Origin of the sequence: Wenjunlia tyrosinilytica (genome assembly GCF_014646055.1) — a bacterium.
In the GTDB taxonomy this organism is placed as follows: Bacteria; Actinomycetota; Actinomycetes; order Streptomycetales; family Streptomycetaceae; genus Wenjunlia; species Wenjunlia tyrosinilytica.
On sequence record NZ_BMMS01000036.1, the window covers coordinates 1 to 25,092 of the forward strand.

The 25,092-nt window shown below is 69.6% G+C and carries 27 protein-coding genes; 12 read left to right on the forward strand and 15 right to left on the reverse strand.

Annotated elements, in window-relative coordinates; genetic code table 11:
* Window positions 1-971: 971 nt before the first annotated feature.
* The 5 genes from IEY86_RS30050 to IEY86_RS30070 form a co-directional block, all read right to left on the reverse strand.
* Window positions 972-1,286, reverse strand: coding sequence for a hypothetical protein (locus IEY86_RS30050; RefSeq protein WP_189135062.1), 315 nt, complete (start codon window positions 1,284-1,286; stop codon window positions 972-974).
* On the reverse strand, window positions 1,270-1,914 hold the full coding sequence (locus IEY86_RS30055) for a hypothetical protein (RefSeq protein ID WP_189135063.1): 645 nt from the start codon (window positions 1,912-1,914) through the stop codon (window positions 1,270-1,272). The genes IEY86_RS30050 and IEY86_RS30055 overlap by 17 nt, the downstream gene beginning before the upstream one ends.
* 1 nt (window position 1,915) lies before the next feature.
* Window positions 1,916-2,695 (reverse strand): AAA family ATPase, encoded by a 780-nt coding sequence (locus IEY86_RS30060; protein ID WP_229698882.1) that lies wholly within the window; start codon window positions 2,693-2,695, stop codon window positions 1,916-1,918.
* On the reverse strand, window positions 2,692-3,765 hold the full coding sequence (locus tag IEY86_RS30065; protein WP_229698883.1) for a TnsB C-terminal domain-containing protein: 1,074 nt from the start codon (window positions 3,763-3,765) through the stop codon (window positions 2,692-2,694). The genes IEY86_RS30060 and IEY86_RS30065 overlap by 4 nt, the downstream gene beginning before the upstream one ends.
* Before the next feature lie 212 nt (window positions 3,766-3,977).
* Window positions 3,978-4,151 carry a hypothetical protein gene (locus IEY86_RS30070; protein WP_189135064.1) on the reverse strand — a complete coding sequence of 58 codons (174 nt, stop codon included), beginning with the start codon at window positions 4,149-4,151 and terminating at the stop codon, window positions 3,978-3,980.
* A gap of 425 nt (window positions 4,152-4,576) precedes the next feature.
* Here IEY86_RS30070 and IEY86_RS30075 point away from each other — a divergent pair, with 425 nt between their 5' ends.
* The 3 genes from IEY86_RS30075 to IEY86_RS30085 all read left to right on the forward strand — a co-directional run bounded on the left by IEY86_RS30075 (window position 4,577) and on the right by IEY86_RS30085 (window position 7,233).
* The gene (locus tag IEY86_RS30075) at window positions 4,577-5,158 is read left to right on the forward strand and encodes a hypothetical protein (RefSeq protein ID WP_189135065.1); all 582 of its coding nucleotides are present in this window, start codon (window positions 4,577-4,579) and stop codon (window positions 5,156-5,158) included.
* A 1-nt stretch (window position 5,159) separates the two neighbouring features.
* The gene (locus IEY86_RS30080) at window positions 5,160-5,495 is read left to right on the forward strand and encodes a transcriptional regulator (RefSeq protein ID WP_189135066.1); all 336 of its coding nucleotides are present in this window, start codon (window positions 5,160-5,162) and stop codon (window positions 5,493-5,495) included.
* 136 nt (window positions 5,496-5,631) lie between these two features.
* Window positions 5,632-7,233, forward strand: a complete 1,602-nt coding sequence (locus tag IEY86_RS30085; protein ID WP_189135067.1) for an alpha/beta hydrolase — start codon at window positions 5,632-5,634, stop codon at window positions 7,231-7,233.
* 156 nt (window positions 7,234-7,389) lie between these two features.
* Here the strand turns inward: IEY86_RS30085 and IEY86_RS30090 are convergent, their stop codons facing one another.
* The gene (locus tag IEY86_RS30090; protein ID WP_189135068.1) at window positions 7,390-7,773 is read right to left on the reverse strand and encodes a MarR family transcriptional regulator; all 384 of its coding nucleotides are present in this window, start codon (window positions 7,771-7,773) and stop codon (window positions 7,390-7,392) included.
* A gap of 15 nt (window positions 7,774-7,788) precedes the next feature.
* Window positions 7,789-8,361 (reverse strand): replication/maintenance protein RepL, encoded by a 573-nt coding sequence (locus IEY86_RS30095; protein WP_189135069.1) that lies wholly within the window; start codon window positions 8,359-8,361, stop codon window positions 7,789-7,791.
* Window positions 8,362-9,018: 657 nt separating this feature from the next.
* Between IEY86_RS30095 and IEY86_RS30100 the strand changes: the two genes are divergently transcribed.
* Window positions 9,019-10,197, forward strand: a complete 1,179-nt coding sequence (locus IEY86_RS30100; protein WP_189135147.1) for a ParA family protein — start codon at window positions 9,019-9,021, stop codon at window positions 10,195-10,197.
* Window positions 10,194-11,180 (forward strand): ParB/RepB/Spo0J family partition protein, encoded by a 987-nt coding sequence (locus tag IEY86_RS30105; RefSeq protein WP_189135070.1) that lies wholly within the window; start codon window positions 10,194-10,196, stop codon window positions 11,178-11,180. Before IEY86_RS30100 ends, IEY86_RS30105 begins: the two co-directional genes overlap by 4 nt.
* A gap of 131 nt (window positions 11,181-11,311) precedes the next feature.
* On the opposite strand, the gene IEY86_RS30110 is transcribed toward IEY86_RS30105, so the two are convergent.
* The 3 genes from IEY86_RS30110 to IEY86_RS30120 form a co-directional block, all read right to left on the reverse strand.
* Window positions 11,312-12,217: a ParA family protein gene (locus IEY86_RS30110; protein ID WP_189135071.1), complete on the reverse strand. Its 906-nt coding sequence runs from the start codon at window positions 12,215-12,217 to the stop codon at window positions 11,312-11,314.
* A gap of 58 nt (window positions 12,218-12,275) precedes the next feature.
* A complete protein-coding gene (locus tag IEY86_RS30115) occupies window positions 12,276-13,568 on the reverse strand; it encodes a ParB/RepB/Spo0J family partition protein (protein ID WP_189135072.1) in 1,293 nt (430 codons plus the stop codon).
* Between the two features lie 93 nt (window positions 13,569-13,661).
* Window positions 13,662-14,348 (reverse strand): hypothetical protein, encoded by a 687-nt coding sequence (locus IEY86_RS30120; RefSeq protein WP_189135073.1) that lies wholly within the window; start codon window positions 14,346-14,348, stop codon window positions 13,662-13,664.
* A 147-nt stretch (window positions 14,349-14,495) separates the two neighbouring features.
* Here IEY86_RS30120 and IEY86_RS30125 point away from each other — a divergent pair, with 147 nt between their 5' ends.
* From IEY86_RS30125 to IEY86_RS30145, 5 genes are all read left to right on the forward strand, one after another.
* Window positions 14,496-15,140 carry a hypothetical protein gene (locus IEY86_RS30125; protein WP_189135074.1) on the forward strand — a complete coding sequence of 215 codons (645 nt, stop codon included), beginning with the start codon at window positions 14,496-14,498 and terminating at the stop codon, window positions 15,138-15,140.
* A gap of 3 nt (window positions 15,141-15,143) precedes the next feature.
* Window positions 15,144-15,692, forward strand: coding sequence for a hypothetical protein (locus IEY86_RS30130; RefSeq protein WP_229698884.1), 549 nt, complete (start codon window positions 15,144-15,146; stop codon window positions 15,690-15,692).
* Window positions 15,689-16,600, forward strand: a complete 912-nt coding sequence (locus tag IEY86_RS30135) for a hypothetical protein (RefSeq protein WP_189135075.1) — start codon at window positions 15,689-15,691, stop codon at window positions 16,598-16,600. Before IEY86_RS30130 ends, IEY86_RS30135 begins: the two co-directional genes overlap by 4 nt.
* 40 nt (window positions 16,601-16,640) lie before the next feature.
* The gene (locus tag IEY86_RS30140) at window positions 16,641-17,405 is read left to right on the forward strand and encodes a Csf3-related protein (RefSeq protein ID WP_189135076.1); all 765 of its coding nucleotides are present in this window, start codon (window positions 16,641-16,643) and stop codon (window positions 17,403-17,405) included.
* 274 nt (window positions 17,406-17,679) lie between these two features.
* Window positions 17,680-18,579: a phosphoadenosine phosphosulfate reductase family protein gene (locus tag IEY86_RS30145; protein WP_229698885.1), complete on the forward strand. Its 900-nt coding sequence runs from the start codon at window positions 17,680-17,682 to the stop codon at window positions 18,577-18,579.
* A 31-nt stretch (window positions 18,580-18,610) separates the two neighbouring features.
* Here the strand turns inward: IEY86_RS30145 and IEY86_RS30150 are convergent, their stop codons facing one another.
* A complete protein-coding gene (locus IEY86_RS30150; RefSeq protein WP_189135077.1) occupies window positions 18,611-19,285 on the reverse strand; it encodes a helix-turn-helix domain-containing protein in 675 nt (224 codons plus the stop codon).
* Window positions 19,286-19,555: 270 nt separating this feature from the next.
* On the opposite strand from IEY86_RS30150, the gene IEY86_RS30155 reads away from it, so the two are divergent.
* Together IEY86_RS30155 and IEY86_RS30160 are read left to right on the forward strand one after the other, a co-directional pair.
* Window positions 19,556-20,800 (forward strand): C40 family peptidase, encoded by a 1,245-nt coding sequence (locus IEY86_RS30155; protein ID WP_189135078.1) that lies wholly within the window; start codon window positions 19,556-19,558, stop codon window positions 20,798-20,800.
* On the forward strand, window positions 20,797-21,399 hold the full coding sequence (locus tag IEY86_RS30160) for a hypothetical protein (protein ID WP_189135079.1): 603 nt from the start codon (window positions 20,797-20,799) through the stop codon (window positions 21,397-21,399). Before IEY86_RS30155 ends, IEY86_RS30160 begins: the two co-directional genes overlap by 4 nt.
* A 10-nt stretch (window positions 21,400-21,409) precedes the next feature.
* Here the strand turns inward: IEY86_RS30160 and IEY86_RS30165 are convergent, their stop codons facing one another.
* The 4 genes from IEY86_RS30165 to IEY86_RS30180 all read right to left on the reverse strand — a co-directional run bounded on the left by IEY86_RS30165 (window position 21,410) and on the right by IEY86_RS30180 (window position 25,038).
* On the reverse strand, window positions 21,410-23,083 hold the full coding sequence (locus IEY86_RS30165) for a MinD/ParA family ATP-binding protein (protein WP_189135080.1): 1,674 nt from the start codon (window positions 23,081-23,083) through the stop codon (window positions 21,410-21,412).
* A 207-nt stretch (window positions 23,084-23,290) separates the two neighbouring features.
* On the reverse strand, window positions 23,291-23,581 hold the full coding sequence (locus tag IEY86_RS30170) for a hypothetical protein (RefSeq protein ID WP_189135081.1): 291 nt from the start codon (window positions 23,579-23,581) through the stop codon (window positions 23,291-23,293).
* A 41-nt stretch (window positions 23,582-23,622) separates the two neighbouring features.
* Window positions 23,623-24,087 (reverse strand): hypothetical protein, encoded by a 465-nt coding sequence (locus tag IEY86_RS30175; RefSeq protein ID WP_189135082.1) that lies wholly within the window; start codon window positions 24,085-24,087, stop codon window positions 23,623-23,625.
* A gap of 201 nt (window positions 24,088-24,288) precedes the next feature.
* Window positions 24,289-25,038: a metal-dependent hydrolase gene (locus IEY86_RS30180; protein WP_189135083.1), complete on the reverse strand. Its 750-nt coding sequence runs from the start codon at window positions 25,036-25,038 to the stop codon at window positions 24,289-24,291.
* Window positions 25,039-25,092: the final 54 nt, after the last annotated feature.

Below are 25,092 nucleotides of genomic sequence, written 5' to 3' on the forward strand. Positions count from 1 at the left end.
CCCGCGGAGCGGGTCAAAGCGCGCTGCGCGCGCTTCCAGCGAACACGATTCGCTCCGCGAATCGGACGGCCCGCTTCGCGGGCCTAGAATTCGCGCTTCGCGCGAATTCTGAATACCCGTGAATTTCGCTTCGCTCAATTCCCGCCCGGCTTCGCCGGGTTGGCTGGCAGCGATGGGCCGGTCCCCACACGCGGCTCAGTTGCTGAAGGCAGGAGGGGGTCTGCTGTGGAAGCGATGACGGGTGGTCAGGAGCCCTGCACTTGAGGGATGTGGGTGCACGTCAGGGCCTGGCGCTGCATCAAAGCCACTGTCGGGTATGGACTGGGATTCTGTGCCATCCGTCCGGGGCTCGCCCACCCCTACTGTTGCATCATGGTGTGATCCGGGAAGCGACTGGGATTTTGTGCGCCCTCCTCTGAAGCCTGAACGCGAGTCGATGGACGTGCAGTCGCGGCAATCTGAGCGCGGGTGGAAACCGTCGGGCACTGAAGTGCGGCCGAGGACTACCTTAACGGAGACCTGAGAATTGAGAATCCGCGGCACCCTGTCCGGCAAGAATGTCATTGCTTGTCACCATCGAACCGCAGCAGTCTGTCACCAGCTCCGCCACGTCGAGCTTGTCGCCAGTACGAACGGCATTCCACGGCCAGTGACAGCAGGGGGCCCCCGTGAGCCGGCTGCAGACTCGCAGGCTCTCAGCGCAGGTGGCGAAGCTCGCGCAGTCCGTAGTCCGGTGGCAGCCATCCCTTCTTCCGCCTTTCGATGGTCTTTTGAGTATGGGGAGGCGGGTACGGGCAGCCGTGCATCAGATCGGGTTCATCCCTGGCCCACGAGAGAGCAAAGTGAGCGGTGCACAGGCCAGATGGTCTTCTGCGACTCCTTCACGCTCGGGGTCGTCCCGCGTCGGCCACGACGTGGCTTGGGGCGCGGCGGCTGGGGCGGGCGGAGCTTGCAGTCCTCGGCGAAGGCCGTCAGGGACGGTAGTCCCTCGCTTCCCAGAAGAGCGGTCCACTGGTGCCGGCTTTGAGGCGTCGGAGGAGGGCTGCTGCCCTCAGCAGGGGGCGGGCCCAGGCGGGAACGGAGTGGGTCATGCAGCCTGTGCGCAGCCCGTGGTCGTGGAGCGTGATCGTCGAGGCGTCCGGGCCCAGCTGGCGGACTTGCGCGGTATCGAGCTGGGTGGTGGAAGCGGCGGTGAACGCGGCCGTGGCGAGCTGAGCCGCCAGATACGGGTGTGCCGTGGCATGGTGGAGCCGCCACGCGACCTCGGCCTCAGTGACCGGCGGCATCACCGGTGGGAAGAAGTCCCGGTCCGCCGCCATCGGTGCGGAACACCGGCAAGCACCGGTTGCGTCGTCGAGGGCCTTGAGGGTGGTCAGCGCGGGCAGGCTGATCCAGCGGTTCGCCAACGGCCGCCCTGCCTGAGGTCTGCGGCGCTGCAGGGTGGTCGGTTCGGCCTCGGGCAGCCGGGCGCAGGCTTCGGCGATGCTGTGCTCCACCTGCCCGCAGTTCGCGCTCCAGGAACGCCGGCATGGTCCGGCGGTGGCAGACAAGGATCAGGCGCACCCCGGTCCGCCTGCGCAGGGCCAGGAGGTCTTTGAAGCGGTGCGGGGTGAGCAGGTGGGCGCGCAGCAGGGTGAGGTGGGTGATGGGGGTGGCAAGGATCCAGGCGGCCGCGATCGACCAGGCCGGATCCGGGTCGTCGAGCGGGCGGTGGCCGGTCGGGGGGACGGGCTTGCCCAGGGCGGCCAGGACGTCGTAGGCGAGCGCGATGGCGGCGTCGGTTCCCGGGGTCGGGTGCACGGTGAGGCGTGCGTGGTGCGGGAGGTGGGATGCCAGGGCGGCCCGGGTGTGGACCACATCGTCGTACGGGTCCATGACCACCGTGACCGGCGGAGGGTTCGGGCAGTCCAGCACGTCAGACCACCAGGCGGTGGCTCAGCTTGCTGTAGGACCACCGCAGCAGATCCTCATCCAGAATCCGCCCGGACTCCTTCATGCCGACGGTGAGATGATGAGTGATCTTGGCCCAGGCCCGGAAGTTCCCGTGAGCCGCTTCCTGATCGCACAAGGCGATCAGATCCGGGTCCGCGTCCGCCCAGACGGGGTGGAAGACCGGGATGACGGTGAGGATTTCGTCCAGCGGCATGGGGGCGATCTCCTGCCATGCGTACACCCGGGACTCCAGCATCGGCTCGCTCTGCAGCATCTCGAAACAGCCGTCGCCGCCGGTGAACACGATCGTGAGGTCCGATCCGATGTCGTCCCACAAGTAGCGCAGGTATTCGAAACACATCTTCGACAGCCACTGGGCCTCGTCACAGACCAGGACGTGTGTCTGTTCCAGAGCGCCCCGCAGCACGCGGTCGAACTCGATCGCGTGGGCGGGCGGGCGGCCCTGCAGGCCGAGGGCGTGGAACAGCTCGTGGCGCAGATCGCGGGTGGTGGGCCGTGCCCGGAACTGGATCCGGCGCGTCAGCTTCGGCGCGAGTTCACGCAGCGAGGTGTTCACCGCCAAGGACTTGCCCCGGCCTGCCTGGCCGTAGATACAGATCATCGCCCTGGCCTGGATGGCTGCGCGGATGTTCTCCCGGACGGAGAGCAGTGCCCGGGTGCTGACCACCTGGGCGCCGGGCAGGCGCATGTAGTGGTCCTCGCGTTCTTGCGGCAGGCGGCCTTTGCGGGTGGCGGTACTCACGGGTGCTGTCCTCCTGGATCGTCGTGGCCGGTCGGCCGGCCGGAGGCTGCGGCGGGCTCGGCGTGCGGCGGCCCCGGTGCGGTCTCGGCCGGACGGCGGGGGCGGGGGCGGGCCCAGGAGGGCGGGGGGTCGCGGGGCGGGATCAGGTCCGGCAGCGCCCGTGCTGCCAGGTCGGTGTGGCGGGAGCGGGCCAGCTCCGCCTGGGCCTGCTGCGCGGTGATCGCTTCGCGTCGGCGTGGCGGGGCGGCAGTGGTCGCGGCCGAGTAGCGGGCGCGCCGCAGCTTCTCGGCCGCCTTCAGGTCGGCTTTGAGCGCCCGGGCGCGGGCGTCGCGGGCGGCTCGCAGCGCGTTGCGCTGGGCGGGGGTGGCCTCGTCGGCCAGGTAGGCGCTGCCCAGGTAGCAGCGGGGGTCCGCGGCGTCGAAGACCTCGATCTGCCCGTCGTGGTGGGGCAGGTGGCGCAGGCGCACCTTGGTGCCGGTGCGGCCCACCATCCACGGCGCGATGTAGGCCCTGCGCCGCCAGCTGATCCCGTTGGTGGTGATCGTGCGGGCACGGCCGTCGTCCTCCAGGGCGAAGAACGCCAGGTGCTCGGTCGGCACGTCGTCGACCGGTGTGGGGTCGGCCTGCCATGCCTGAAGGGGGGTCAGGGTCTTGTCCAGGCCCGCGGGGTGGTGCTCGGTGTTCCACCAGCGCACCCAGGACAGCAGGATGTCCACGAACGCCGCGAACGGCAGCAGGGCACGGTCGCGGTCCCGGTTCCGGCCGCGCGCACCTGAGGGGCGGGCACGGCGGGTGTAGCCGGGCAAGGAGACCAGCAGCATCTGCTCCACCGCGTCGTTGAGGGACTCCACGGTGCCCTTCAGGTGGGGGGTGTAGGCGGGCAGGTCCTGCACGGGGACGGCGAAAGCGCCCAGCGCCGCGGTGACCGTGGTGGACAAGAACTCCTTGCCGCGGTCCACCCGTACCAGCGAGGGCAGCCCGCCGAACGGGCCGTAGGGGGCCTGGCGGCTGATCCCGGTACGCAGCGCCGCCAGGACCGCGTCCCGGGACGGGGCGTGCCGCCGTGGCATACGGACGGGTCCCGGTACGCAGCACGTGCGTACCGGGACCCGTCCGTATGTCGGGGGTGAGTGGAAGCGGCAGCAACGCCTCGGTCCCCCTGTCCATTCTCAGCGCGGGTGCGGGGTGAAGACGCCCGGCCTGGGCCCGGGTACCCGGGGCCAGGCCCGGGGGAAGTTCGGGAACCGGCTGCCCGGGGTGGTCTGTCTGTGGTCAGTTGGGTTCAGGGTGTGTCTTCGGTCCATCGCAGCGCGCCGGGTCTATCCGGTCGACAGGGATCGTCCGCCCGGCCGGATGCAGCGGGGGAGATCAGCGCGAATCCTTTGGCGATTTCTTCCCGGGTGAGCTTGGATACGTCGAGCCTTTCACCGTCGAGCGATCCTGCGATCAGCTCCACGGATCGCGGCTCGCCCATGGTCCGCGCTCCGGGTCCTGTCTGCCCGCCTATCCGGCCGATCCCCTGCCCCCCGCCCCCGGCGGGCATCCCGACCCCCACCGCCCCGCCAGGGGGCCGTGGGAGAGACGGCCACGGCCCGGCGCAGCGCACCCCGGCTTCCACGCGCTGCCGCCCAACCCGTACCACCAGTGGTGCAAGCGATGGCGCAAGTGATGGTGCCGGGCGTGGTGAACGCCGAGGGTCTGGGTGTGCGCGCGCAGAGCGGTCGGCATCTCGGCCACACCGCGGTCCGCCGTGGAGGCCAGGGTCGTAGAGGACGGCCCGCTACTGAGGTTTGCCGCGCAAACTAGTTGACAGGGCGCCGCCTCGAACGTATGGTTTGCGGCACAGACTAGTTTGGGGGGGCGGCAATGGAACGCAGGAGTATGGAGTCAGCTGCGGCGATCTACTACTACCTGAGAGGCCTTCTCTCGATCCCGGCAGGCGCCGTGATCATCCTCGCGGGGCTCGGCAACCTGAAATGGGGCCCGCTGCGCCATGCCTGGGTCTTCATGGGCTGCCTGCTGGTGGCGGCGGCGGCGTATCTGCTCATCACCCGCTACTACAACGAGAACTATGGGCGGGTCACCCTGTCCACAAGGGCCCAGACCAAGGGCGTCGTCGCCACCGCCGTCAGCGCGGTGGTGGTCGCCGGAGGGGTGCAGACGGACTGGTCCCTCGATCTGCCGGTCAGCCTCACCGCGGCCTCGTTCGCCCTGATCATGGTGGTCTACTACGTCGTCGGCGTAGGGCTGAGGGCGCACAACACGATCATCTGCGGCGCTCTCCTGGCAGCCGGCTTCGTACCCGTCTGGGGTGGTGCGGGAGCGGACAGCAAGGTCAATCTGGGCCTGATCCTGGCGGGGGCGGCCACCATCGCGACGGGGATCTTCGACCATCGCGCCCTCAATCGCGCCTTCGGGCCCTCCGAGGAGCCGACCGCCGGGAACAGCAATGCCCGGGTCTGAAATGTCAGGGTCGGGGAACGAGGAGCTGATCCTCGATCGCCTGATCCACGAACCGGGCCGGTTGGCGATCCTGACGGTGCTGTCCTCCGTGAAAGCCTGCGACTTCGTCTTCCTCCAACGCGCGACAAGGCTCACCAAGGGGAATCTCTCCAGCCACCTGTCGAAGCTGGAGGAAGCCGGCCTGGTCGAGATCGAGAAGACCTTCGTGCACAAGAAGCCCAAGACGGGCGTCACCCTGACGGCGGTCGGGAGAGAGCGCATCGCCCATCACTGGGACCAGTTGGAGCGCTTGAGGAACTTCTCCGAGGAATCCATCCAGGAACCCGCCCAGGAATAGGGCCTCGCACACTTCACCGACGTCATGAAGTGGGCTGCCGAGCGGTCACTCGGCAGCCCACGGACGGAAGACGCACAACCACGCCCGCGGGCGTGTCCTTACGCGTACGTGCCTCCATGGGAAAGGAGAACAGCTCATGCTGTTCACCGGCAAATCGATCAGCGCTCGCGGACGATCCGCACTCGGCGGGAGGGGCGGCAAGCCCCTTCTCTTGGCCGGAGTGGCCCTCCTCGCGGTCGGGGTGATCGGGCAGCACGGACCGGCCGACGAAGCCGCGGCCGCGACGGGCGCCCGGGCGGGCGGGCCCTATCCCCCGGCGCCGCTCGCATGGGGCGCGTGCCATGACCTCCCGCCCGCCCCGCCCGGCGGACCGGCGCCGCGAAGCCTCGAGTGCGCCGAGCTGACGGTGCCGTTCGACTACTCCAAGCCTCGCGGGAAGACCATGGAGGTCGCCCTGATCCGCCTCAGGGCGACCGACCGGGCCCACCGCATCGGCTCACTGGTGTTCAACTTCGGCGGCCCCGGCGGATCCGGGATCGACCACTTGGCCGGGGGCGCCGCGGCCCAGTTCAAGAAGCTGGGCACCCGCTACGACCTGGTCAGCTTCGACCCCCGCGGGGTTGGCCGGAGCCGCCCGGTGCACTGCGTGGGCGATAAGCGCAAGGACGAGTGGCTGGCGATGGACACCAGCCCCGACAACGCCCGTGAGAAGGCCGCCCTCCTCTCCAGAGGAAGGGCCTTCGCCAAGGGGTGCGCAAACCGGTCCGGTGAGGCCCTGCCGCACGTCGGCACGGTCGCCGCCGCCCGGGACCTGGACGTGATGCGGATTGCGCTGGGCGACCGGAAGCTGAACTACTTCGGCTTCTCGTACGGCACCTGGCTGGGCGCCGAATACGCCCACCGGTTCCCCAAGAAGGTCGGCCGCACGGTCCTTGACGGCGCCGTGAACACCGAACTGAACCCCATACGGTTCTTCCGCGAGCAGGCGGCGGGCTTCCAACGGGCGCTCGGCCACTTCGGCAGATGGGCAGCCCAGCAGCCGCAAGCGAAGACCGCGAAGGCCAAGGCCAAGGGCCCCACCAAGGACGCGGTGGTCACCCGGGTCGCCACCTTGCTGCACGGCCTGGACACCAAACCCATCCCCACCGACACCGGGCGCGAACTCACCCAGAGCCTCGGCGAAGCGGGAGTCCTCACAGGGCTCTACTCCAAGGCCATGTGGCCGGCGCTCTGGCAGGCAATCCAGCAGGCGGAGTCCGGTGACGGCACCATCCTGCTGGCCCTGTCCGACACCCTCTTCCAGCGCAGTCCCGACGGGCACTACACCAACTACCACGACGCCTCGGGCAGCATCTACTGCGCCAGCACTCCCCAGCGCTACACCGAACGTGACGTGGCGAAAGCACTGCCCGCGTTCACCAAGGCCTCCCCCGTCTTCGGCCCGACCGTGGCCTGGCGCCAGATGGGCTGCACCGGCTGGCCGGTCAAGGGCACTCCCACCCACCACATCGACGCCCCCGGCGCCCCGCCCATCGTGGTGATCGGCAACACGGGCGATCCCGCCACCCCCTACACCTGGGCCCCCGCCCTGGCCGAACAACTGGGCTCCGGCGTCCTGCTGACCCTGAACGGCGAAGGCCACGGCTCCTACACGACCGGCAACCCTTGCATCCAGAAAGCAGTCAACACCTACCTTCTGCAAGGAAACCCCCCGCTCGAGGGCACAATGTGCCAGTGACCAGCCCCCGCGTACGAACGCCCCGGACCGATCACGGTCCGGGGCGAGCCTCCACATCCTGATCTACGAGCCGCCTGTCGGGGTCGAACCGACGGCCCTCGCTCACGCCGGAAAGCCCTTGCGCACCTACCGCCGTCTATTGCGGCGAATTGCCGGTCAGCTCGCTACCGCAAGCCTTCGCCCTTTTCCGGACTTGGGTGGCCGGCGCTCGTACTTGGGGACGTTGATCGACGGCAGTCCGTCCCTGACAGCCTTGGCCAAGGTGGTCTGCATCTCGGACTCCGAGGTGTACCCGGCAATCGCAGGATTGAGGGAGTAACGATGACCGCGGCGCAGCACGAGGCCCCGCTCGGCGAGCAGGGCCATCGCCCGGCTGACCACGGACGGCAGAATGTCCAGTTCTTCAGCAACTTCAGCCTGGGTGATGGGCACCGCCCCTCCCGGCTGCTGCTTGCTGATCATGACGGACAGCACGTTGATCGCGGTTGGCGTGAGCTCCAGGCGGGGCAGCATGGCGAACAGATCGGTGACCATCAGCATGGCAAGGTCCTCTCGTCAGCCCTCGTCGGCTGGGATCAGGCCGACTTCGTCGGGAAAGCCGCTGGCCAGCTGCATGCCACGCAGCTCGTCGAGCAGGTCTCGTTGGGTGTCGCCATTTCCGTTGTAAGCGATCCGTGGGTTGAGTTGGTAGACCCCACGCTTCAGCCTACGTACCAGATTGAGATCACACAGGGCATTGAGTGCCGGACCGACGCTTGTGCGTCCCGCGCCGATCTCATCGGCGATCTCCTGCTGGGTGGCCTGGATCAGCCCCCGTTGCTGCCGGCCGATGAGGTTGGAGAGCACTGCGGCCTGGAGTCCGGTGACCTGGCGGGCGACGAGGGCCTGCGGTAGGACGTGCCGGGCGAAGTAGTTGCTGATGAGCGAGTAGCCGTCCTCGCCGAGCATGTCGTGAGGCGCTCTACGGAAGAAGGTCGTGCGGGCCTCGTAGACCGGGCCTGGAAGCTGTCCGGAGTAGGCACGCGCGATCTGTTCGGCGAGGTCGGTGTGGTGTTCGGTGCCCGCTGGTCGTACCGGCGATGGTGTTGCGCGGGGACCTGCGGGGAGGCGCCTGGCTGGCTCAGCCATGAACAGATCCTTTCCGCATTCAGAGTGATCGGCACAGTAGCGGAAAGTTGACTCTGCTGCGATGGAAAGTTCGTCGTGTCGCGAACTTTTTGTCGGACCGGCACGACATTTCGGACGACGTCGAACTGCGGCCCGGATGCCCTGCTCGATGCGCGTGGCGTACGCGTCGTTCGCAGTGACTTCGCATTGGTGCGAACTTTTGAGACGATCTTCGCACCAGTGCGAAGATTCTGGCTGTTATGTCGGCGGTGACGGTACATAACCCGTGGAGATATGTCGGCGACGGCCGACATTGTGTTTTGTGAAACTGCAGGTCAGAGCGCACATTTGAGCGCGGCCCTCTTAGTAAAGGTGCGACGCGCTCGGAGCGGGTCCGGCCTCCGGCCGGAATGAGGGCGCTGACGCCGCGCCCTCAAACTCCCCAGGCGCCGGGGACCATGAGGTCCCCGGACCCCTCCCCGCGCACGGGGCACGGCGCTCCTCGCCCTCAGTTCGCTTCGCGCCCTGAGGGCTGCGGTGCGGCGCACCCCGTGCCTCTGACTCGCACGTCCAAAGGTGGAGGCCAGGTTGTTGATGCTGTGCCATGAAGGCGTCCAGAAGGGTGAGCGTCAGCAATCTGTCGTTGATTCACGGTGGGAAGTCAGTAAGGTGTCGTCCATGGCATCTCCACACCCGAACGGCGAACGGGACAAGGTGGCTTCCAAGCTCCCTGCGGCCCTGCGCCAGGAACTGAAAATTCGTGCTGCTGAGCTCGGTACCGACATCCAGGACGCTGTCACCGAGGCGGTGGTGACATGGCGTTCGTTGTCCACCTCTGCGGCTGTTGTGGACACGGCCGGAGCCGACAGCTTCAGTACCTGGCTCCCGACTGGTCTGTACGAGCAGTTCAAGGACGACTGCTCAAGCCGAGGCGTGTCCAATATCCAGGGACTGGCTCAGGCGGTGCGCCTGTGGCTGGACATGCATCCGTCTCCGCGGCACAGCCGGGGCAGCCACCCCCAGCGCAAGATTGTCGCCAACCAGAAGGGCGGTGTGGGCAAGACTGCGGTCTCTGCGGGGCTTGCCCAAGCGCTGGCCGAAGGCCCGGTGGACGCTTCCGGTACGGCTGTTGAGCACGGCCCCGCGCTGCGTGTGCTGCTGGTTGACTTCGACCCGCAAGGTCACCTGAGCGACCAGCTCGGCGTTCCGCAGATCGCCCCCGACGGGGAAAGCCTGGTCAAACACATGACCGGTGAAGCGAAGGGGGACTTGAGCGATGTCGTCGTTCCCATTCCCGGTGAGCGCTTCGGTGGCCGGCTGCACCTTCTGCCGTCCTGCGCTGATGGGTTCCTGCTGTCGGTGAAGCTCTCCCACGTACGCGCCCGGGAAGCCGCACTTGAGCGGGCGCTGGGAACGGTCGAGGGCGACTACGACGTCGTCGTGGTCGACTGCCCTCCCTCTCTCGGCCTCGACATGGACTCAGCGATCTACTACGCACGGACCCGCAAGGACGAGACCGCAGGCGTCTCCGGTGTCCTCATCCCGGTCGAGGCGGAAGACTCTTCCGCCACTGCCTACGGAATGCTCACCGGTCAGATCGACGACCTCGCCGACGACCTCAGCACCCAGGTGCACTACCTCGGTCTCGTGGTGAACAAGTACGACTCCCGACGCGGCTACATCGCCAGGTCGTCGTTGGAGAAGTGGGAGTCTTTGGGCGACCCGCCCGTGGCAGCCATCATTCCCGATCTCAAGGAGCAGCGAGAAGCCGTGCGCATGCACCGTCCCCTGCTGGACTACGCCCCTGACTGCGAACAGGCAAATATCTTCCGCTCGCTCGCCAGGGAGGTGTCATGAGCAAGGCAGACCTCCTGGGGGCGTCGTCGTCGTTCGACAATGCCAGCCGGCGCAGCGCCAGACGTCGGATGATCGACGCGGCCACGGGCGTGCCCAGTGCCACCCCCGTTGACCTTCAGCACGCAGTCTCCGCGGCCATCGACGAGGTAGCCCACAACCCCGACAATCCGCGCACTTCGCTGGGGGATGTCCGGGAGACGGCTGCCAGTCTCAGCGAGCGCGGCCAGATCCAGCCGATCACCGTTATGACCTGTGCCGCTTATCTGCGTGCCAATCCGGGGCGGCACGGCGAGATCGATCCGGCTGCGCAGTACATCGCCATCGACGGCAACCGGCGTCTGGCGGCGGCCAGGGAGGCCGGGCTGCCGACGGTGAAGATCTATGTGAGCGATGACCTGGCCGCCACATCCGGTGAGGTTCTCGAGTCGGCCCTCGTCGCCAACATCCACCGGCAGGACCTGACTCCCCTGGAGGAGGCGCAGGCTCTCCAGTCGCTCCTGGATGTGCATGGGACGCAGACCAAGGTGGCCCAACGCCTCGGCAAGAGTCAGGGATGGGTCTCGCAGCGGCTCTCTCTGCTGTCTCTGGCGCCGGAGTTGCAGGAAGACCTCAAGGCGGGGCGCCGCACGGTGGAGCACCTGCGAGGGCTCGGCCGGAAGGATTCGGGCAGCCAGCGCAAGGAGGCGGACGCCCGGGCGTCCAGGGACGGCCAGGCAGACGGAGCCGGTGAGGATGCGGCCAAGGAGAGAGGGATCGACAAGGGCGTGACCGTCGTGGGGACGGCCCACTCCTCCACCCTGCCCGAACAGCGGGATGTCGAGCGTGCCCCCCTGGCAGGCGCACCCGGGCACACAGCGGCCCGGCCCCCTCGCACCGCCGTGCTGGACAACGACTTGGCGGCGCTTGCGACGTGCCTTCGGGCGGCCTACACGCCGGAGGAGCTCGCGGAGCTGATCCGACTGCTCACGGCCGCCGACGACTGAAGGCCGGTCATTACGCCGTAATAGTGGCCCGGCGCCCGGCCATGCGCCTCTGCCCACGGGTGGCCCGGCTCGGGCTCGCCCGGATTATTACGGCGTAATGGAACCCACCCTGCCCCTGCGGCCGGGGGCTCCTAGCGGGCGTTGAGGTCCAGGAGCGGCACGATCTTCTCGTAGTCCTGGACGATGCCCGAGCCCGGCGCCCAGAAGGGCAGCGGCTCCTGTGCGTCGTAGGACTCGATGGCCAGCACGGAGTTGTGGACCAGAGGCAGCAACTGGTCGCCGTAGCGCTTCTGGGCCCGCTTGACCATGTCCTGGTAGACGGCTCCCTGAGCGCGGTGGGAGCGGGCGCCGGAGATGAGCACATGCCACAGTTCGGCCGCGCCTCCGAGGCGGCGGAACTTGTGCCGGGTGCGCTCGATGGTCTTCTCCAGTTCGGCGACGCCTCTCAAGTCCTTGCTCTCGGGCTTGGTGCAGGCGATGACCTTGTCCGAGCCCACCAGGATGGACACTTCGAGGCGTCCCAGTGAGGCGCGGCAGTCGATGAAGACGGCGTCGTACGAGTCGGCGGGCAGATCCTCCTCCAGGGCGTCCCGCAGCCAGAAGAAGCCGGTCTCGTCCTGTACGAGCTCGGCGTCCGCCTGGGTCATCTTGCGCGACCCGAGGACGAGGTCGAGGCCGGGCACGACGGCGAATGCGTCATCGCCGTCACCTGGTCCGACCCGGGTGCGGCCCGGCACGACCGCCTCCGTCAGGGATGCCTCACCCAGCAGCACATCGTGGATGTCGGTCATCTTGTCCAGGCGTGCCTGTGCGGCCTCGACCCGATCGCGGTCCTGCTGGTCGGGCACGCCGTAGCCGAGGAGGAGGGAGGCATCGGCCTGCGAGTCGGCGTCGACCAGCAGGATGCGGCGGCCTTGCTGGGCGAGGAGCGTTCCCAGGGTGACCGCGCTGGTGGTCTTGCGGGCGCCGCCCGCCTGGTTCATGAAGGCGACGACCAACGGGCCCGCGGGCGCGGCAGGCATGGTCTGGCGTGGCATGGGTTTCTCTTTCGACGTGAGGCGGACGAGCCGTTCGGCCCGGGGCAGGGGAGTGCGGTCAGCGCCGCCCGGTACGGGCGAGGAGTTCCCGCTCGTCCGCAGTGGGGATGTATCCCGCCGCCTTGACGAGGTGTGCCACATGCTCGGCGTCGCGCTCGTCCCGCTCGCGGCCGTCAGCGGCGGTCCGCAGTTCGTCGGCGGCCAGTGCACAGGCGTATGCAACGTGGACCGTGGTGCGGGTATCGGCGCCGACGAGGACGGCGTCGCGGTAGGGCAGCGGTTCGGTGTAAGCCGGGCCTATGGAGGCGGCGCGCAGCCAGGTGTGGGCGAGCCGCAGGGTCGACGCGGATGCATGGAGGAGGGCGCAACGAGCCACATGGAGAGCGGCCTCGTCGGGTATCTGCACGTCGAGGCGCGCGATGATCTTCTGGCACGCCCGACGGGACGGTGCGGCCCGTTCGGGGCCTGCCGCGTCGGTGCCCACGTCGGCCGAGGTTTCGTCGGCGCGCTCGTTTCGCGGCGAAGCAGAATCCTTTCCTCCGCTTCGGGCCGACGCGGGAGGTGCAGGGGACCGGTGCATGTCGTCCGTGCTTCGTGGGGAAGGGTCGGCACCGTCACCGGTAACGGCGCTGAGGGCGTCGCGGACGGTCCGGCCCTGGCTTTCCATCAGTGCCCACGCTGCATCCGCCCGGCCCGGTTCATCGGTCTTGGACGCCAGCAGGTATCCGGCCTCGGGACCGAGGCGGCCGTCGCGGACTGCCTGCTGGAGCCGGTGGCCGAGCTTGAGCAGCGCCACTCGCTTGGAGACGTGGCCCCTTCCCTTCCCGATGCGTTCGGAGACCTCGCCGGTGGTCAGGCCGGAGTCGAGCATGCGCCGGTATCCGATCGCCTCCTGGACGGGGTTGAGGCCCGCTCGGTGCAGGTTCTCGGTCAGCATCACCTCGTCCAGGTGCGGGAGGAGGTCGTCTCGGAGCTCGGCGGGGATGGTGGAGTGGCCCGCGCGCAGGGCGGCCGCTCGGCGTCGCTCACCCGCGGCCAGCACGTAGTCCATGCCGACGAGTTCTTCTGCATGTTCGGGGTGGGCCGCCGTGAACGAGGCAGCGCTGACCACCAGGCAAGCCTGCAGCACACCGGAGCGGGCTACCGAGCGGGCGAGTTCGGCAAACCGCTCGTCGCTGTCGAGGCTGTCCGTGAAGTCGTCGCGCAGGTTGCGCGGGTTGGGTGCCAGTCGGTCGAGAGGAAGATCGAAGCGCTCACCGTTGACGAGCGGGTACAAGGACCGCTCGGGGCGGGACTTGACCGTCCCGGCGGTACTGGCGGTGCTCGAGCCTCCTGCGCGGGCACGGGGCATGGTCGTCCTCCATCAGGGATGTCAGGCTCATCAGCGCACTGCCGGAGTATTACGGCGTAATACTCCGGAGGTTCCTGCGTCGGCGCACGCCGGTCAGCGCCTGTTGCCCTTGGGCTCCTTCTCCACGGGCAGGAACGCATCGGGGTTGATGTAGCGGACGCGGCGCAGCCAGAGCGTTCCACCGCCGATGCTGGCGGCGACGAACCCGATGAGGGTCAGCAGGAGCAGCAGGCCGCGGAGGGTGCCGTTGCCGACGTGGGTGTGGGCGGTCCAGCTGCCGATGCACAGGGCGACTCCGGCGACGCAGAGCGCCAGTGGACGCCAGGAGACCCAGGACCTCAGTGCCTGCACGGGGTCCCCTTCGACCCAGAGCAGTTGCGAGCGCTTGTCCTTCACGGCGCTGCGCAGTGCCGTGACCTTGCTTGTGGATCCGCCCTCGGCAGTCAGCTCCAGGTACTCCCACAGGTCGGCGAGCGCTTCGTATGCCTGCTGGTCGGTGTACTGGACGACATCGACTTCGGCCGGGTCCTCGCCCTTGGCCGAGTACTCCTCCTCGACGCGGCGCACGAACTCGCCATTGATGAGGTCGGTCGGTATGGGGGCCTCGTAGCTGAGGATCCGGTGCAGTTCCTCGCAGAAGGCGTTGATGACCGGCTTGCGGCGGCGTGCCTGGACCTGGGTCTTGAGGTCTTCGATGCCGTCCTCGCCGTAGGAGAGGTAGTCGCGCATCACGACAGCCAGTGCGTGGAAGGCAGGGCTGGCGGCGGGTTGCTCGCTCACTGCATCGGACCCCTTCTCCGCCCCCGGGGCCGGGCAGAACGGAACGTTGTGGTCAGCCGCTGTTAGTGTATATACATACGGCTGCGGGTTCACCATCCCGGCCATGCTCGCTCCCATGTGCTTCCGGGGGCGCCTGAGGGGATTGCCATGGATGTGCTCGAAGCGGCCTGGCGGGCCTTGGACGAACCGGTGCCCGAGGGGCTGGTCTTCGACGTGGTCGCCGGGTGCGCCAGGTGCGGTGAGGACCAGCGCACCTGTGATGCGCGGCATGTCGTCTCCGGGAACTGGACCAACTGGGACCAGTGGCACACCACCACCCGTGCCCGGCTGTGCCGCCGCTGTGCTTGGGGCTACCGGGCAGAGGTGCTGCGCAGCAGTTATTACGCCGTAATGGCCGAGCCCGCCGGATTCCGCGTGCTCACCCATGGCGAGCTGCGGGCCCTGCTGTCCCGGCCCCTGGACCGCGCCACCTGCGTGGTCGTTCCCTTGCGTCTGAACCGCAAGCACATTGCCCCGCAGGCCCGCTGGGGCTTCGTGTGCGTGGACGACACGGCGTTGGCGTGGACGGCTCAGGACGCGCAGCGGCTCGAGGCCATGGTGCGGCTGCGGGAGATGGGCTTCGGCAGCGACATGCTGGCCAGGCCGGTGCCGGCCTACGGGCCCGTCAGTCGCCTGCCGGCGCCGCAGAGGGCGGAAGCCATGGGGCTGTGGCCGCAGCTTGCGCCGTGGAGAGAGCGCCGCCCCTGGCTCGAGGTCGGGCTACGGGCGTCTATGCCGACCAAGGAGGGGTAGCGCATGGAACGAGGCCTGTCGCCCTGGGGCGCGGACGCGAAGGCGGGTGCGGACGACGAGCAGACCCCGACGGACCGCTGGCTCGAAGCGGTGGAGGGGATGCCCCCGCTGGAGGGCCCGGCCGGAACCGCCGAACGCCTGCTGCTGCTCCTGCACTACGGCATCGACTGGAAGAACAGCTGGGTGGGCGAGCGGCGCAGCACTTACTGGGACAAGCTGCTGCCCGACCGGGTGCTGCTGGCCGCCATACCCTCCGGATCTCTGCGGCGCTTCTGGCGGGAGGTGACGCAGGCGCTGGAGTCCCGGCCGCGCAACGCCGCCGAGCGCGCCGAGGTCGAGCAGCTGCTGCGGGCCGACGACGAGGCGGTCCTGGAGGTGCTGCGCTGGGAGGCCGAGGCCCTCCTGCTGCGCACCCGGCTCACCGCGGACGCGGTGCGCTTCCGCCGCCAGGCGGCCTCCGCGGCCGACGACCACTTGGGGGCAGCGGACCTCGAGGCAAAGGACCTCGGGACGTCCCCCTTCGAGGCAACCCACAAGGACAGCGCGATATGACGGTGTCGATCAAGTACCTGGGCACGGTGACGGCGCTGTCGTCGATTGCGCACGCCGGCGGCGACAAGCCGCGGGGGACCACCACCCTTCTGCGCCGGGAGAAGGTGATCCAGCCCGGCGGACGTACGGTGTATGTGCCGGTGATCTCCGGGAATTCGGTGCGTGGGAGGCTGCGGCGCATCGGCGAGGACCTGCTGCGGGATGTCCTGGAGTACGAGGGGGAGATATCGCTTGCTGCCGCTCACGCCCTGCGCGGCGGCGGTTCGCTGGCCAAGCAGATCGGGCAGAACCTCTCCGGACTGCGGCTGATGCATGTGAGGTCGCTCATCCCCCAGGTCGGGGTGTTCGGCTGCGCGGCCGGCGGCCGGGTCATCGACGGCTGCCTGCAGGTCGGCAAGTGGATGCCCCACTACCGGGAGGTGCAGCACATCGTGGAGGCGCTGGGCGCCCCCACGCAGAACCTGAGGATGTTCGACTCGACCCAGGTGGAGATCTACACCAGCCAGGATGATGCGGACACCCGGGGCCTGGCCGAGCTCGTTCCCGCGCAGGCTCTGACCGTGCCGGTGGCCGACGACGGCTATCCCGAGCTCGACGAGCTGCCCGCCAGTGACGAGCCGAGCCGGATGCTGACGTTCGGCGTGGAGACGTTCCCGGCCGGCACCATGTTCTCCACCTGGATGTCGCTGACCCGGGCCAGCGCCCTCGAGGCGGCGTTCTTCGCCGATGTGCTCGCGGCCTTCGCCGCCGACCCCCGGGTCGGCGGACGGCTCGGGGCAGGGCACGGGATGGTGGCGCTGGACCTGAAGGAGCAGGTGATCTCCGGGGCCGTCGAACCCTTCGACTGGCGGGGGCATCTCGTCCGCAACCGGCGGCAGGCCGTCGATGCGCTGGAGATGCTCAGTTGAACGCGCGGCGGCGACGGCAGTGCCCATGAGCAGCGGCGCGATGAGCATCGAGACAGCCGAGGGCATGCGGCCGATGCTGGTGCGGGCCCATCTCGCCGGCGGGGTCGCCCTGGACGCCCAGTGGGGTACGGCCCTGGACGGACTGCTCGCGTCGGTGGTGTGGGCGGCCCGCAAGGGGCAGCTGCACGACCGCGGCATCGCGACCTCGCCGCTGGCGGACACCCCCGACCCGCAGGACATGCCTCTGCCCTTGGCGCGCTGCCGCACGCCGGAGGGCGACTGGCACTGGGCGGCGACCTGCGCATTGCCGGAGGGCGTCGTGGGGGACGGTACGGAGGTGCGGTACTGGACCGGCCGCCTCGACCTCCGGCACGCGGAGCAGGTGGCGTCCGACGTGCCGATGCATCTGTACACGCACCAGGGCCGCTGGCGTAACCGCATCATGCCGCTGATCATCACCACCTGCCGCTCCGTGACCTGGAGGGCCGTCGGCGACGCCGATGTGGTGCGGGAGCTGCTGGAGACGGTGGCGGCGATCGGCAAGAAGCGTTCTCAGGGGGAAGGCCAAGTGCTGCGCTGGGAGGTGCAGGCGCTCTCGGACGTCTCCGTGTGGGAGGCTGCGCACCTGCACGCCGACGGAACCCTCGGACGCCCGACCCCGCCCGGCTGCCTGTCGGCTCCGGCGGGGCGGCCGCCTCACGGCGGCCTGGGCAGGGCCGGTATCAGGCCTCCGTACCAGCACCCATCCCGTCAGCGAGAGCTCATGCTGCCCCCGCCGCTGAGCGGTCTGACCGACGAGGGGTGACGAGGTGAGAGGACCGGGCTATTACGGCGTAATAGCCCGGCGCAGGAGCGCAGCCGCGGCGTGGGGAAGGACCGACGGCGGCCGCCCCGACAGGCGATGCCTTGGATCATTACGGCGTAATGGCCCAGCGCGGGCCAGGCCCCGCGGGTGTGACGGCCGTCCCGGATTATTACGGCGTAATAGCCACCCCGCCTGCACGCCTGCCCCACCGCCCTGCCTGCCCAGGCCGATGGCCGCCACCGCGGCCCACCGCAGTCCGTCTCGAAGGGAACAAATGACGATGCCGGTCCCCGACCCGACCGACGGCAGCCCCTCCGGCCCGGGGCTGGACGTTGCCGCGCTGCGCGGCATGCTCGCAGCGCGGCGGCTGGAGACCGGGCACCTGCCGGGCCGGGTGCGCGAGCACCTGGAACAGCACGACGGGTATGTGGCGCTCAGCGGCGGCAAGGACTCGATGGCGGTGCTGCACCTGGCGGTGCAGGCCGACCCCGCGGTTCCCGTGTGCTTCTTCGACAGCGGGCTGGAGTACCCGGAGACGCTGGACTACATCGAGCGGATCGCCGACACCTGGAACCTGAACCTGACCTGGATCAAGGCCAGGCCCAGCGCGCTGGAGATCCTGCACGCGCACGGCTCCTGGCAGCACGGGCGCGCTCCGGCGGCCGACGACGACATGCCCGACCTGCACACCGCGCTCATCACCGAGCCGGCTCGCAAGGCCCACGCCGAGCACGGCGAGGGCGAGTTGTGGGGAGTGCGGTCCAAGGAGTCCCAGGGCAGGCGCATCGCGTTCATCCGGGCCCTCGGGGACGAGATCGCCCGGGAGTGCCAGGGGTGCTGCCCTCCTGCGGAGCCGGGCAGCCGCGAGAGCATGCAACAGCGCAGCCGCCACGGCGGGGTCATCCGCCGCAAGGACGCAACGGTGGCCTACAGCCCGGTCTGGGACTGGACCGACGCGGACGTGTGGGGCTACCTCCACCACCACGGTGTCCCCGCCAATCCGGTGTACGCCAAGCTGCGCAGGCTTGGCGTACCGGCACGGCTCCAGCGGGTCTCACTGATGCTGGAGGCCACCAACATCCAGTACGGGCGGGCGGTGTGGCTGCGAAGAGGCTGGCCCCGGATCTACCAGGAGCTGGCCCAGGTCCTGCCGCGCCTGACCGAGCTGACCTGACCGCCGCTGCGGGTCGGGGTGGGCACGGCGCTCAGTCCCGCGGCCGCCCGGGCAGGAGCATTCCGAGGTTGAGCTCGTCCACCACGTCCCACAGATTGCTGTCCTGCGGGCGCACGGCGGCAGCCTGCTCGGCGGTGGCCCGCTCGTGGTCGCCGATGGCCCGCACCAGGGCTGCAACGACCCGGCGGGCGGGGGCGTTGAACTCGCGCATCCGCTCCCGGACGGCCTCGCGGTCGTGTCCCTGATAGACCTCCCGGCGCTCGCGCTCGGTGCGCTCGAGCCGGTCCCACGCCATGTCGAGGTTGAGCTTCAGCTTCTTCAGCCGCTTGAGTTCGCGCTCTTCGAGCGATTCCTGCTCCAGCGCGTCCTCGACCTCCTCCAGGTGCTCCTCGAGGAGGTCGAAGGTCCGCTCGCTGAGGTCGTTGTGGACGTTCAGGGTGTGCCAGAGGACGTCCCAGGCGCGGCGCTGGGGGCCCTCCTCCTCCCGGGGAAGGAGGTTGTCCCGGACCAGTTGGGAGAAGTCCTTGTCGTCCATGGCCAGGAGACTCTCGCGACTGATCTCCTGCGGCAGGGTGCGGGGGAGTTCATCGTGCAGCGCACGGCGCACGGTCGCCTTCGACACCCCGAGCCTGCGGGCGACGATGTTGACGGACAGGCCTTCTTCCTGGTGCAGGCGGCGAATCTCTTCGATGCTCGGTTCGGTCATCGCTGTCTCGTTCTCTTGGTGGGCGGCCTGGTGGACCGTGTGAGGCCGCCGGGTGCGCGGCCTCCTGGGAGGATCAGCGGCAAGGCCGCTCCCGGCCAGTCTAAAGCCGACGGCACGGGCAGCCGGGGGTCGGCGCCGGGACCCGGCACGAGCGGGCGTCCGGCTCTGAGCGCCATCCCCTGTCCATGTGCAGCGGCGTTGCTAGTCTAGACACTTCTCGCGGATATATAGACACTCCGCGGCCCGTGGGCGCAGGGGGGATCGGCTCGGGTGGACAAGAAGTTCATCGTCGCGTGCCTGCTCGTCCTCAGCTTCCTTGTCAGCGGGGGCGGCCTGATCCTTGTCAGCACCGGCATCGTCGTCTCGCTCTTCGGAGCGATAACGGGAGCAGCGGCAGGCGGAGGCGCCAGCGAGGGCTCTGGCGGAGGCGGCGGAGGCGGGGTACCCGGCGGAACGGTGTGCGACCCCGGCGGTGCCACGATCGAGGCGGACGTCCCCGACTGGGGCCACTTCTCGGCCACGAGCGAGCAGATGAAGAACGCCGCGGTCATCGTGCACGTGGGGGAGAGCAAGAAGATACCCGACAAGGGCCTGGTCATCGCCATCATGACGGCGCTGCAGGAGAGCACCCTGCGCAACCTGGACTACGGCGACCGCGACAGCCTCGGCCTGTTCCAGCAGCGCCCCTCGGCGGGGTGGGGCACTCGCGAGCAGATAACGGACCCCACCTATGCCGCCAAGGCGTTCTTCGGCGGCCCCGAGCCGCCGAGCCCGCCGGGACTGCTGGACATCAAGGGCTGGGAACAGATGCGCCCGGGTGATGCGGCGCAGAAGGTCCAGGTCTCCGGATTCCCCGACGCGTACGACAAGTGGGAGGGCGTCGCCGGCATGATCGTCGGCCGCGCCAAGGACATCAAGTGCGACGACGTGGGGGCGAGCGGCGACGCGGGCAAGGTCATCGCGGCGGCCAAGAAGTACCTCGGCAAGGACTACTGCTGGGGCGGCGGGGACGCGAACGGACCGACTCACACTCCCGACTGCCCCTCGGGGGTCAAGGACGGCTTCGACTGCTCCGGTCTGACCTTGTACGCCTATGCCCAGGTCGGCATCACGCTCGGCCACTACACGGGCGACCAGTGGAACGCCGGTCGGCGGGTGGGCAAGTTCTCCGATCTGCGTCCCGGTGACCTGATCTTCTTCTCCACCGACCACACCGAGGCGGGCATCCACCATGTGGGCATGTACCTGGGCAACGACGAGATGATCCACGCCCCGCACACAGGTGACGTGGTCAGGATCGTCCCGGGCATGAGCAAGAACTCCTACTGGATGCAGCAGTTCATCGGCGGGGTACGCATCCTGAAGGACCAGCCGGAGGGCAGCGGCTCGCCTTCGGGCAAGCCCGACCCCAAGGCCCTGCCCCCGGGCACGCACTCGGCACCTGCCACACTGGCCGCCGCGCTGCGGGCCGCGCGCGAGGAGGACGTCACCGGGCTGAATGGAGGGCCGCAGTGAAACCGGGCACCGCACACCGGCGGCGGGTGCCGGCCGCCACCCTGGTGCTGGGCGCTGTGCTGGCCGTCGCCGGCTGCTCCCAGCAGGTACCCTCCGATACCGCCAGGACCAGCCCCGAGCCCACGATTTCCGGCCTGCCGCACCCTTCTGCGCCTGCGTACCCGGACGACCCGGGCACGAGCCGGTCGCCCAGCGGAGCCACGGTGGACCCTTCCGACCCGCAGTCGGTGGCCGGCGCATTCGTGAAGGCGTTCGTCGGGCGCCGGTACGACGACCCCCCGCGGGCGTTCCTGAAGAAGGTCAAGCCGTTCACGACCGCCGACTACCTGGCGCGGCTGCGACAGGAGACCGGAGACGGCTGCGGCACCGCCTGCAAGGCGTACATTCGCGCCAAGTCCGTCACCACTGCGAGCGTCAGCGGCACGGTGATCCCGCCGGAGGCGCCGCGGACCAAGTCCTCGGTCTGGGTGCAGGTCTCCTACACCAAGTTCACCAAGTCCCAGGTCGAAAAGGGCAACCACATCCCTTACGGCATGGTCCTGCACCTGCGCAAGCAGGGCGGCGGATGGCTGGTCAGCGAACGCCAGGGCCAGGTGTGAGCGGGTGTCGCTAGCGGCGGTAGGCGAAGCCGTCGGCGACCAGTGCGGCCAGGTCCATGTAGGCCCCCCGCGTGGCGGGGGAGACTTCGTCGTAGTCGATGGTCCCCCCGGTGTACAGGTGCTCGTCGTAGGGGATCGTGACAACGGTCGTGCAGAACTGCTGGAAGTAGTCGATCAGCACGTCGGTGTCGATGCCCGCCGCCTTGGGGGCGTCCTTGGTGATCACCACGACGGCCTCGCTCACCAGGTGCGGGAAGCCACGTGAGTAGACCTCGTCCAGGGTCTTGGCGGCCCGGCGGGCCGCGTCGTAGCGCGGAGCCGCGATGACGACGAGCCGGTCGGTGCAGGACAGCGTTCCGCTCATGGCCGAGTGCTTCATGCCGGTTCCGCTGTCGGTGACGACGATGTCGAAGACGCGTGTCAGCACCTCCTGGGCGATGCGGTACTGGCTCTCGTCGAAGGCATCGCTGATCTCGGTGTCCTGCTCGCTGGCGGCCACCCGCAGCCGTCGGGCCTGGCCCAGGTACTGGTGGATGCGGTCGGGCACGGTGAGCCCCGCGGGGTTGCGGGTGCGCTCGCGAATCTCGGCGTTGACCAGGTCCCTGACGGTCGGCATGACCCGCTCGCCCAGCAGGCGGTCGGCGAGTGTGCCCGCGTGCGGGTTGGCGTCGAGCACCACGGTGGAGTCCTCGCGGTACTCGGCCAGCGTCAGCGCCAGCATCGCCGACGTCGTCGTCTTGCCCACGCCGCCCTTGATACTGGTCACCGCGACCCGGTAGGGGCGGCCTGAGACCGGCGTGCGCAGGCGCGCAAGCCGGTCGAGCTGCGTGCGCTCGGCGGCGCTCAGGGACGGCTTGACCCGCCCGCCGGAGGCCCGGTACACGGCACGCCTCCACCCCTGGCGGGGGGCGGGGGCAGGGGCGTCGGGGGCTGCGGAGGCAGGCTGGGCCGCATGCGGGAAGCCCTGGACCGCGGCGGGTCCGGCGGCCGGGGCGGTCAGGTGATGGACCTGGTAGTGCCCGGCGTACGGATTGGCCGATGCGGGCTGCGGAGGCAGGTGCTGGGCCGACGGGAAGCCCTGTGCCTCGGAGACGGGCGGCATCGGCGCGGGCGGGGGAGCGGGTGCCACGGGCGGCGCAGGAGGTGCCGCGGGAATGGGCGAAGGTGCCGCGGGTTGCGTGGCCGGTGCGGTTGCGGGCACCGGGTGCGGCGCACCGTGCGCAGGCCGGCCGGGCACGGGAGCCGGAGCCGGAGCGCTCTCCTGCCGGACCGGCGGGGGCGGCTCGGCGGCAGGCGGCGCGAAGGAACGCACCGGCGGAGGGAGCAGCGCGGCCTCCGGCGGCAGTTCGTCGTCCTCGCCCTCGCTGCCTGCGGCGCCGGGGACAGCGGGCTCGCCGGGGGAGGCGTGCTCGCCGACGGGGCGGCTCTCGTCGGTCGCCCCGTGAGCGGGCGCGCTCCCGAGGATCGACTGGAGGATGTCCATGATGTTCTCGCCACCGGGCTGCGCCGGGCCTGCGGAGGGCGAGGCGGGCGCGGGCTCGGAGGCGACGGGGTAGGGGACCGCGCCGGGAGGCGGGGGAGGCAGGACCGGGCCGGGCTGTCCCGGGTCACCCGGTCGGGTGGGAGGAGCGGGGGTCCACGCCGCCGTGTTCGGAGGCAGGTCGTCGAGGTCGGGCTCGGACATGCGCAGCCTCCCCTGGCGACTGGTGACGTCAAGAAGCTCTGGTCCGCCGGGCAGGGGAGGCCGGCTGCTGCTCCCGGGAATCCAAGACCCCCCGCGGTCTTACTGTATATACAGTACCAGGGCAGGAGGGGCCGCATTCGGGGGAAATCGGGGCATGCGGCGGTGCCGGAGCGCCCGGGAACCCGTTCGGTCCCGGGGCCAGCCCCGTCACTCCATGACGCGCAGGCGGCGCGGGGGCACCGCTCGTTCACCGCTGCCGGAAGGGGACTTCTCCTTCTGGGACGGCTTGGGCTGCTTGGGCTGCGATGTCCAGTGCCGGGCGAACAGCGCGTGCTCGAGGCCGATGATCGGCTGCCGCAGGTCCGGCGGAAGGTCGCTCATCGCCCGGGCGGCGAGGACCACCTGGGCCGCGGCGCGCACCAGGGCGCGCTGCGCCGGGCGGTCGCCGGGGTGGTCCGGGTCGCCGGACTCCTCGTCCTGGCCGCTCAGGCGTGACATCCTCGACCTCGTGTATAGACACTGTAGCCCTGGGCCAAAGGCTACCGCTTGCGCGAGTACAAGGACAGCAAGCGTCTGCGGACGGTCTCGGGGCGGGTTGGTGCGCCGGTCGCGTACTTGACGAGCATTTCCTCGAGAATCGCCGTCAGGTTGGTCCCTTCGACCTCGGCGCGCGCGTGGGCGAGGGCCAGGTAGCGCGGCGGGAAGCGGTTGACCACGGGCGTCTTGCGGGCCTGCTCCGCAGGGAGTTCCGAGGGAACCTCGGCGCGCTTGGCGCCTTCGCGCTTGGGCGCCTGCGCCAACTCGTTGCGGCGGCGCCGGCGCAGCACCCCGAGGGCCTCTTCCTCGGTGATGGGGCCGCGCCCTGCCGTCCACTCCAGGGGCTCCAACTCACCCGGCAGGGCCTCCTCCTCGTCCACACCTTCCGGGCGGCGGGTCATCGCGGGCTTCGTGGTCACCATGCGGCCGCGACGGGCGCGGGGCCGGGGGGAATTGAGGGTGCTCATCGCGGCATCTCCAAGAGTCAGTCGCAGCAAAGCCTTGAGGCGCGGAAGCTTCCCCCGGTGCGTCTATGCAATTCCCGCTGTGTAAAGACGGTACTCCACTGGCGCAGCGGAATCGCCGCCTTGCCGAGAGTGACCGGCGGGGAGTCCCGCCGTCCTCCGGGGCACCGCTCCGGGTTCGCCGACCGGAAGGCAGGCCTCCTCTCACCAGCGGCTCAGCCAGGAGACCGACCACCAGGTGTGCCGGGTCGCCACGGCCAGACCCACCCACAGCAGCACGCCGAGCCCCACCGCGGAGACGGTCATCTCCCCCATGCCACCGGTCTCCCCGCACACCGGCATATGGGCCCTGGCCCGGCTGAACGGCCGCCAGAACCAGGGCAGACCACCCGTCGTGAGCATGTCCTGGACGCAGTGGAGCAGGCATCCGGCCCCCACGGCCCACGGCACCCACCACCAGTGCCCCGGGACGAAGAGGGCGCAGGCGACGGTGAAGGCGACGGCCTGGAGGGCGTAGATGCCGTCCCCGAGACCGGTGTTCTTCGACACCGCGATGCCCATCGTCATCATCAGGGTGTAGGCGAGGAACAGCAGGAGGAGCAACGCACCCCAGTTGGGGGGCAGCGCAACTCCGGCCACGTTCGAGGGCAGATGTGCCAGGAGTGTGGCGGCGGCCCCGGTGCCGACGCAGAACAGCAGTGTGTGGGTGCCGTGGCGGTGGCCGCGCGCCGCCTTGGCGACGGTCCTGGCGATGCCCCGGGACACCGGCCCCAGGGTGTGCGCCATGGTGGCCCTGGGATGGTCCCAGTCCGGCCAGAGCGATGCCGAGGCCGCCACCACGGTGGAGGCCGCCGCTGTGGCGGTCTCCATGGGGCGCCCGAAATGCGCGGCCAGGGGCGGGGCCGCCGCCAGCCAGGCCAGGGCGGTCAACGTGATGTGGCTGCGGCCCATCATGGCGGGTGTGCTCCTCGACCTGCACGGCGCGAACTGCGCACAGTGTATAGACGC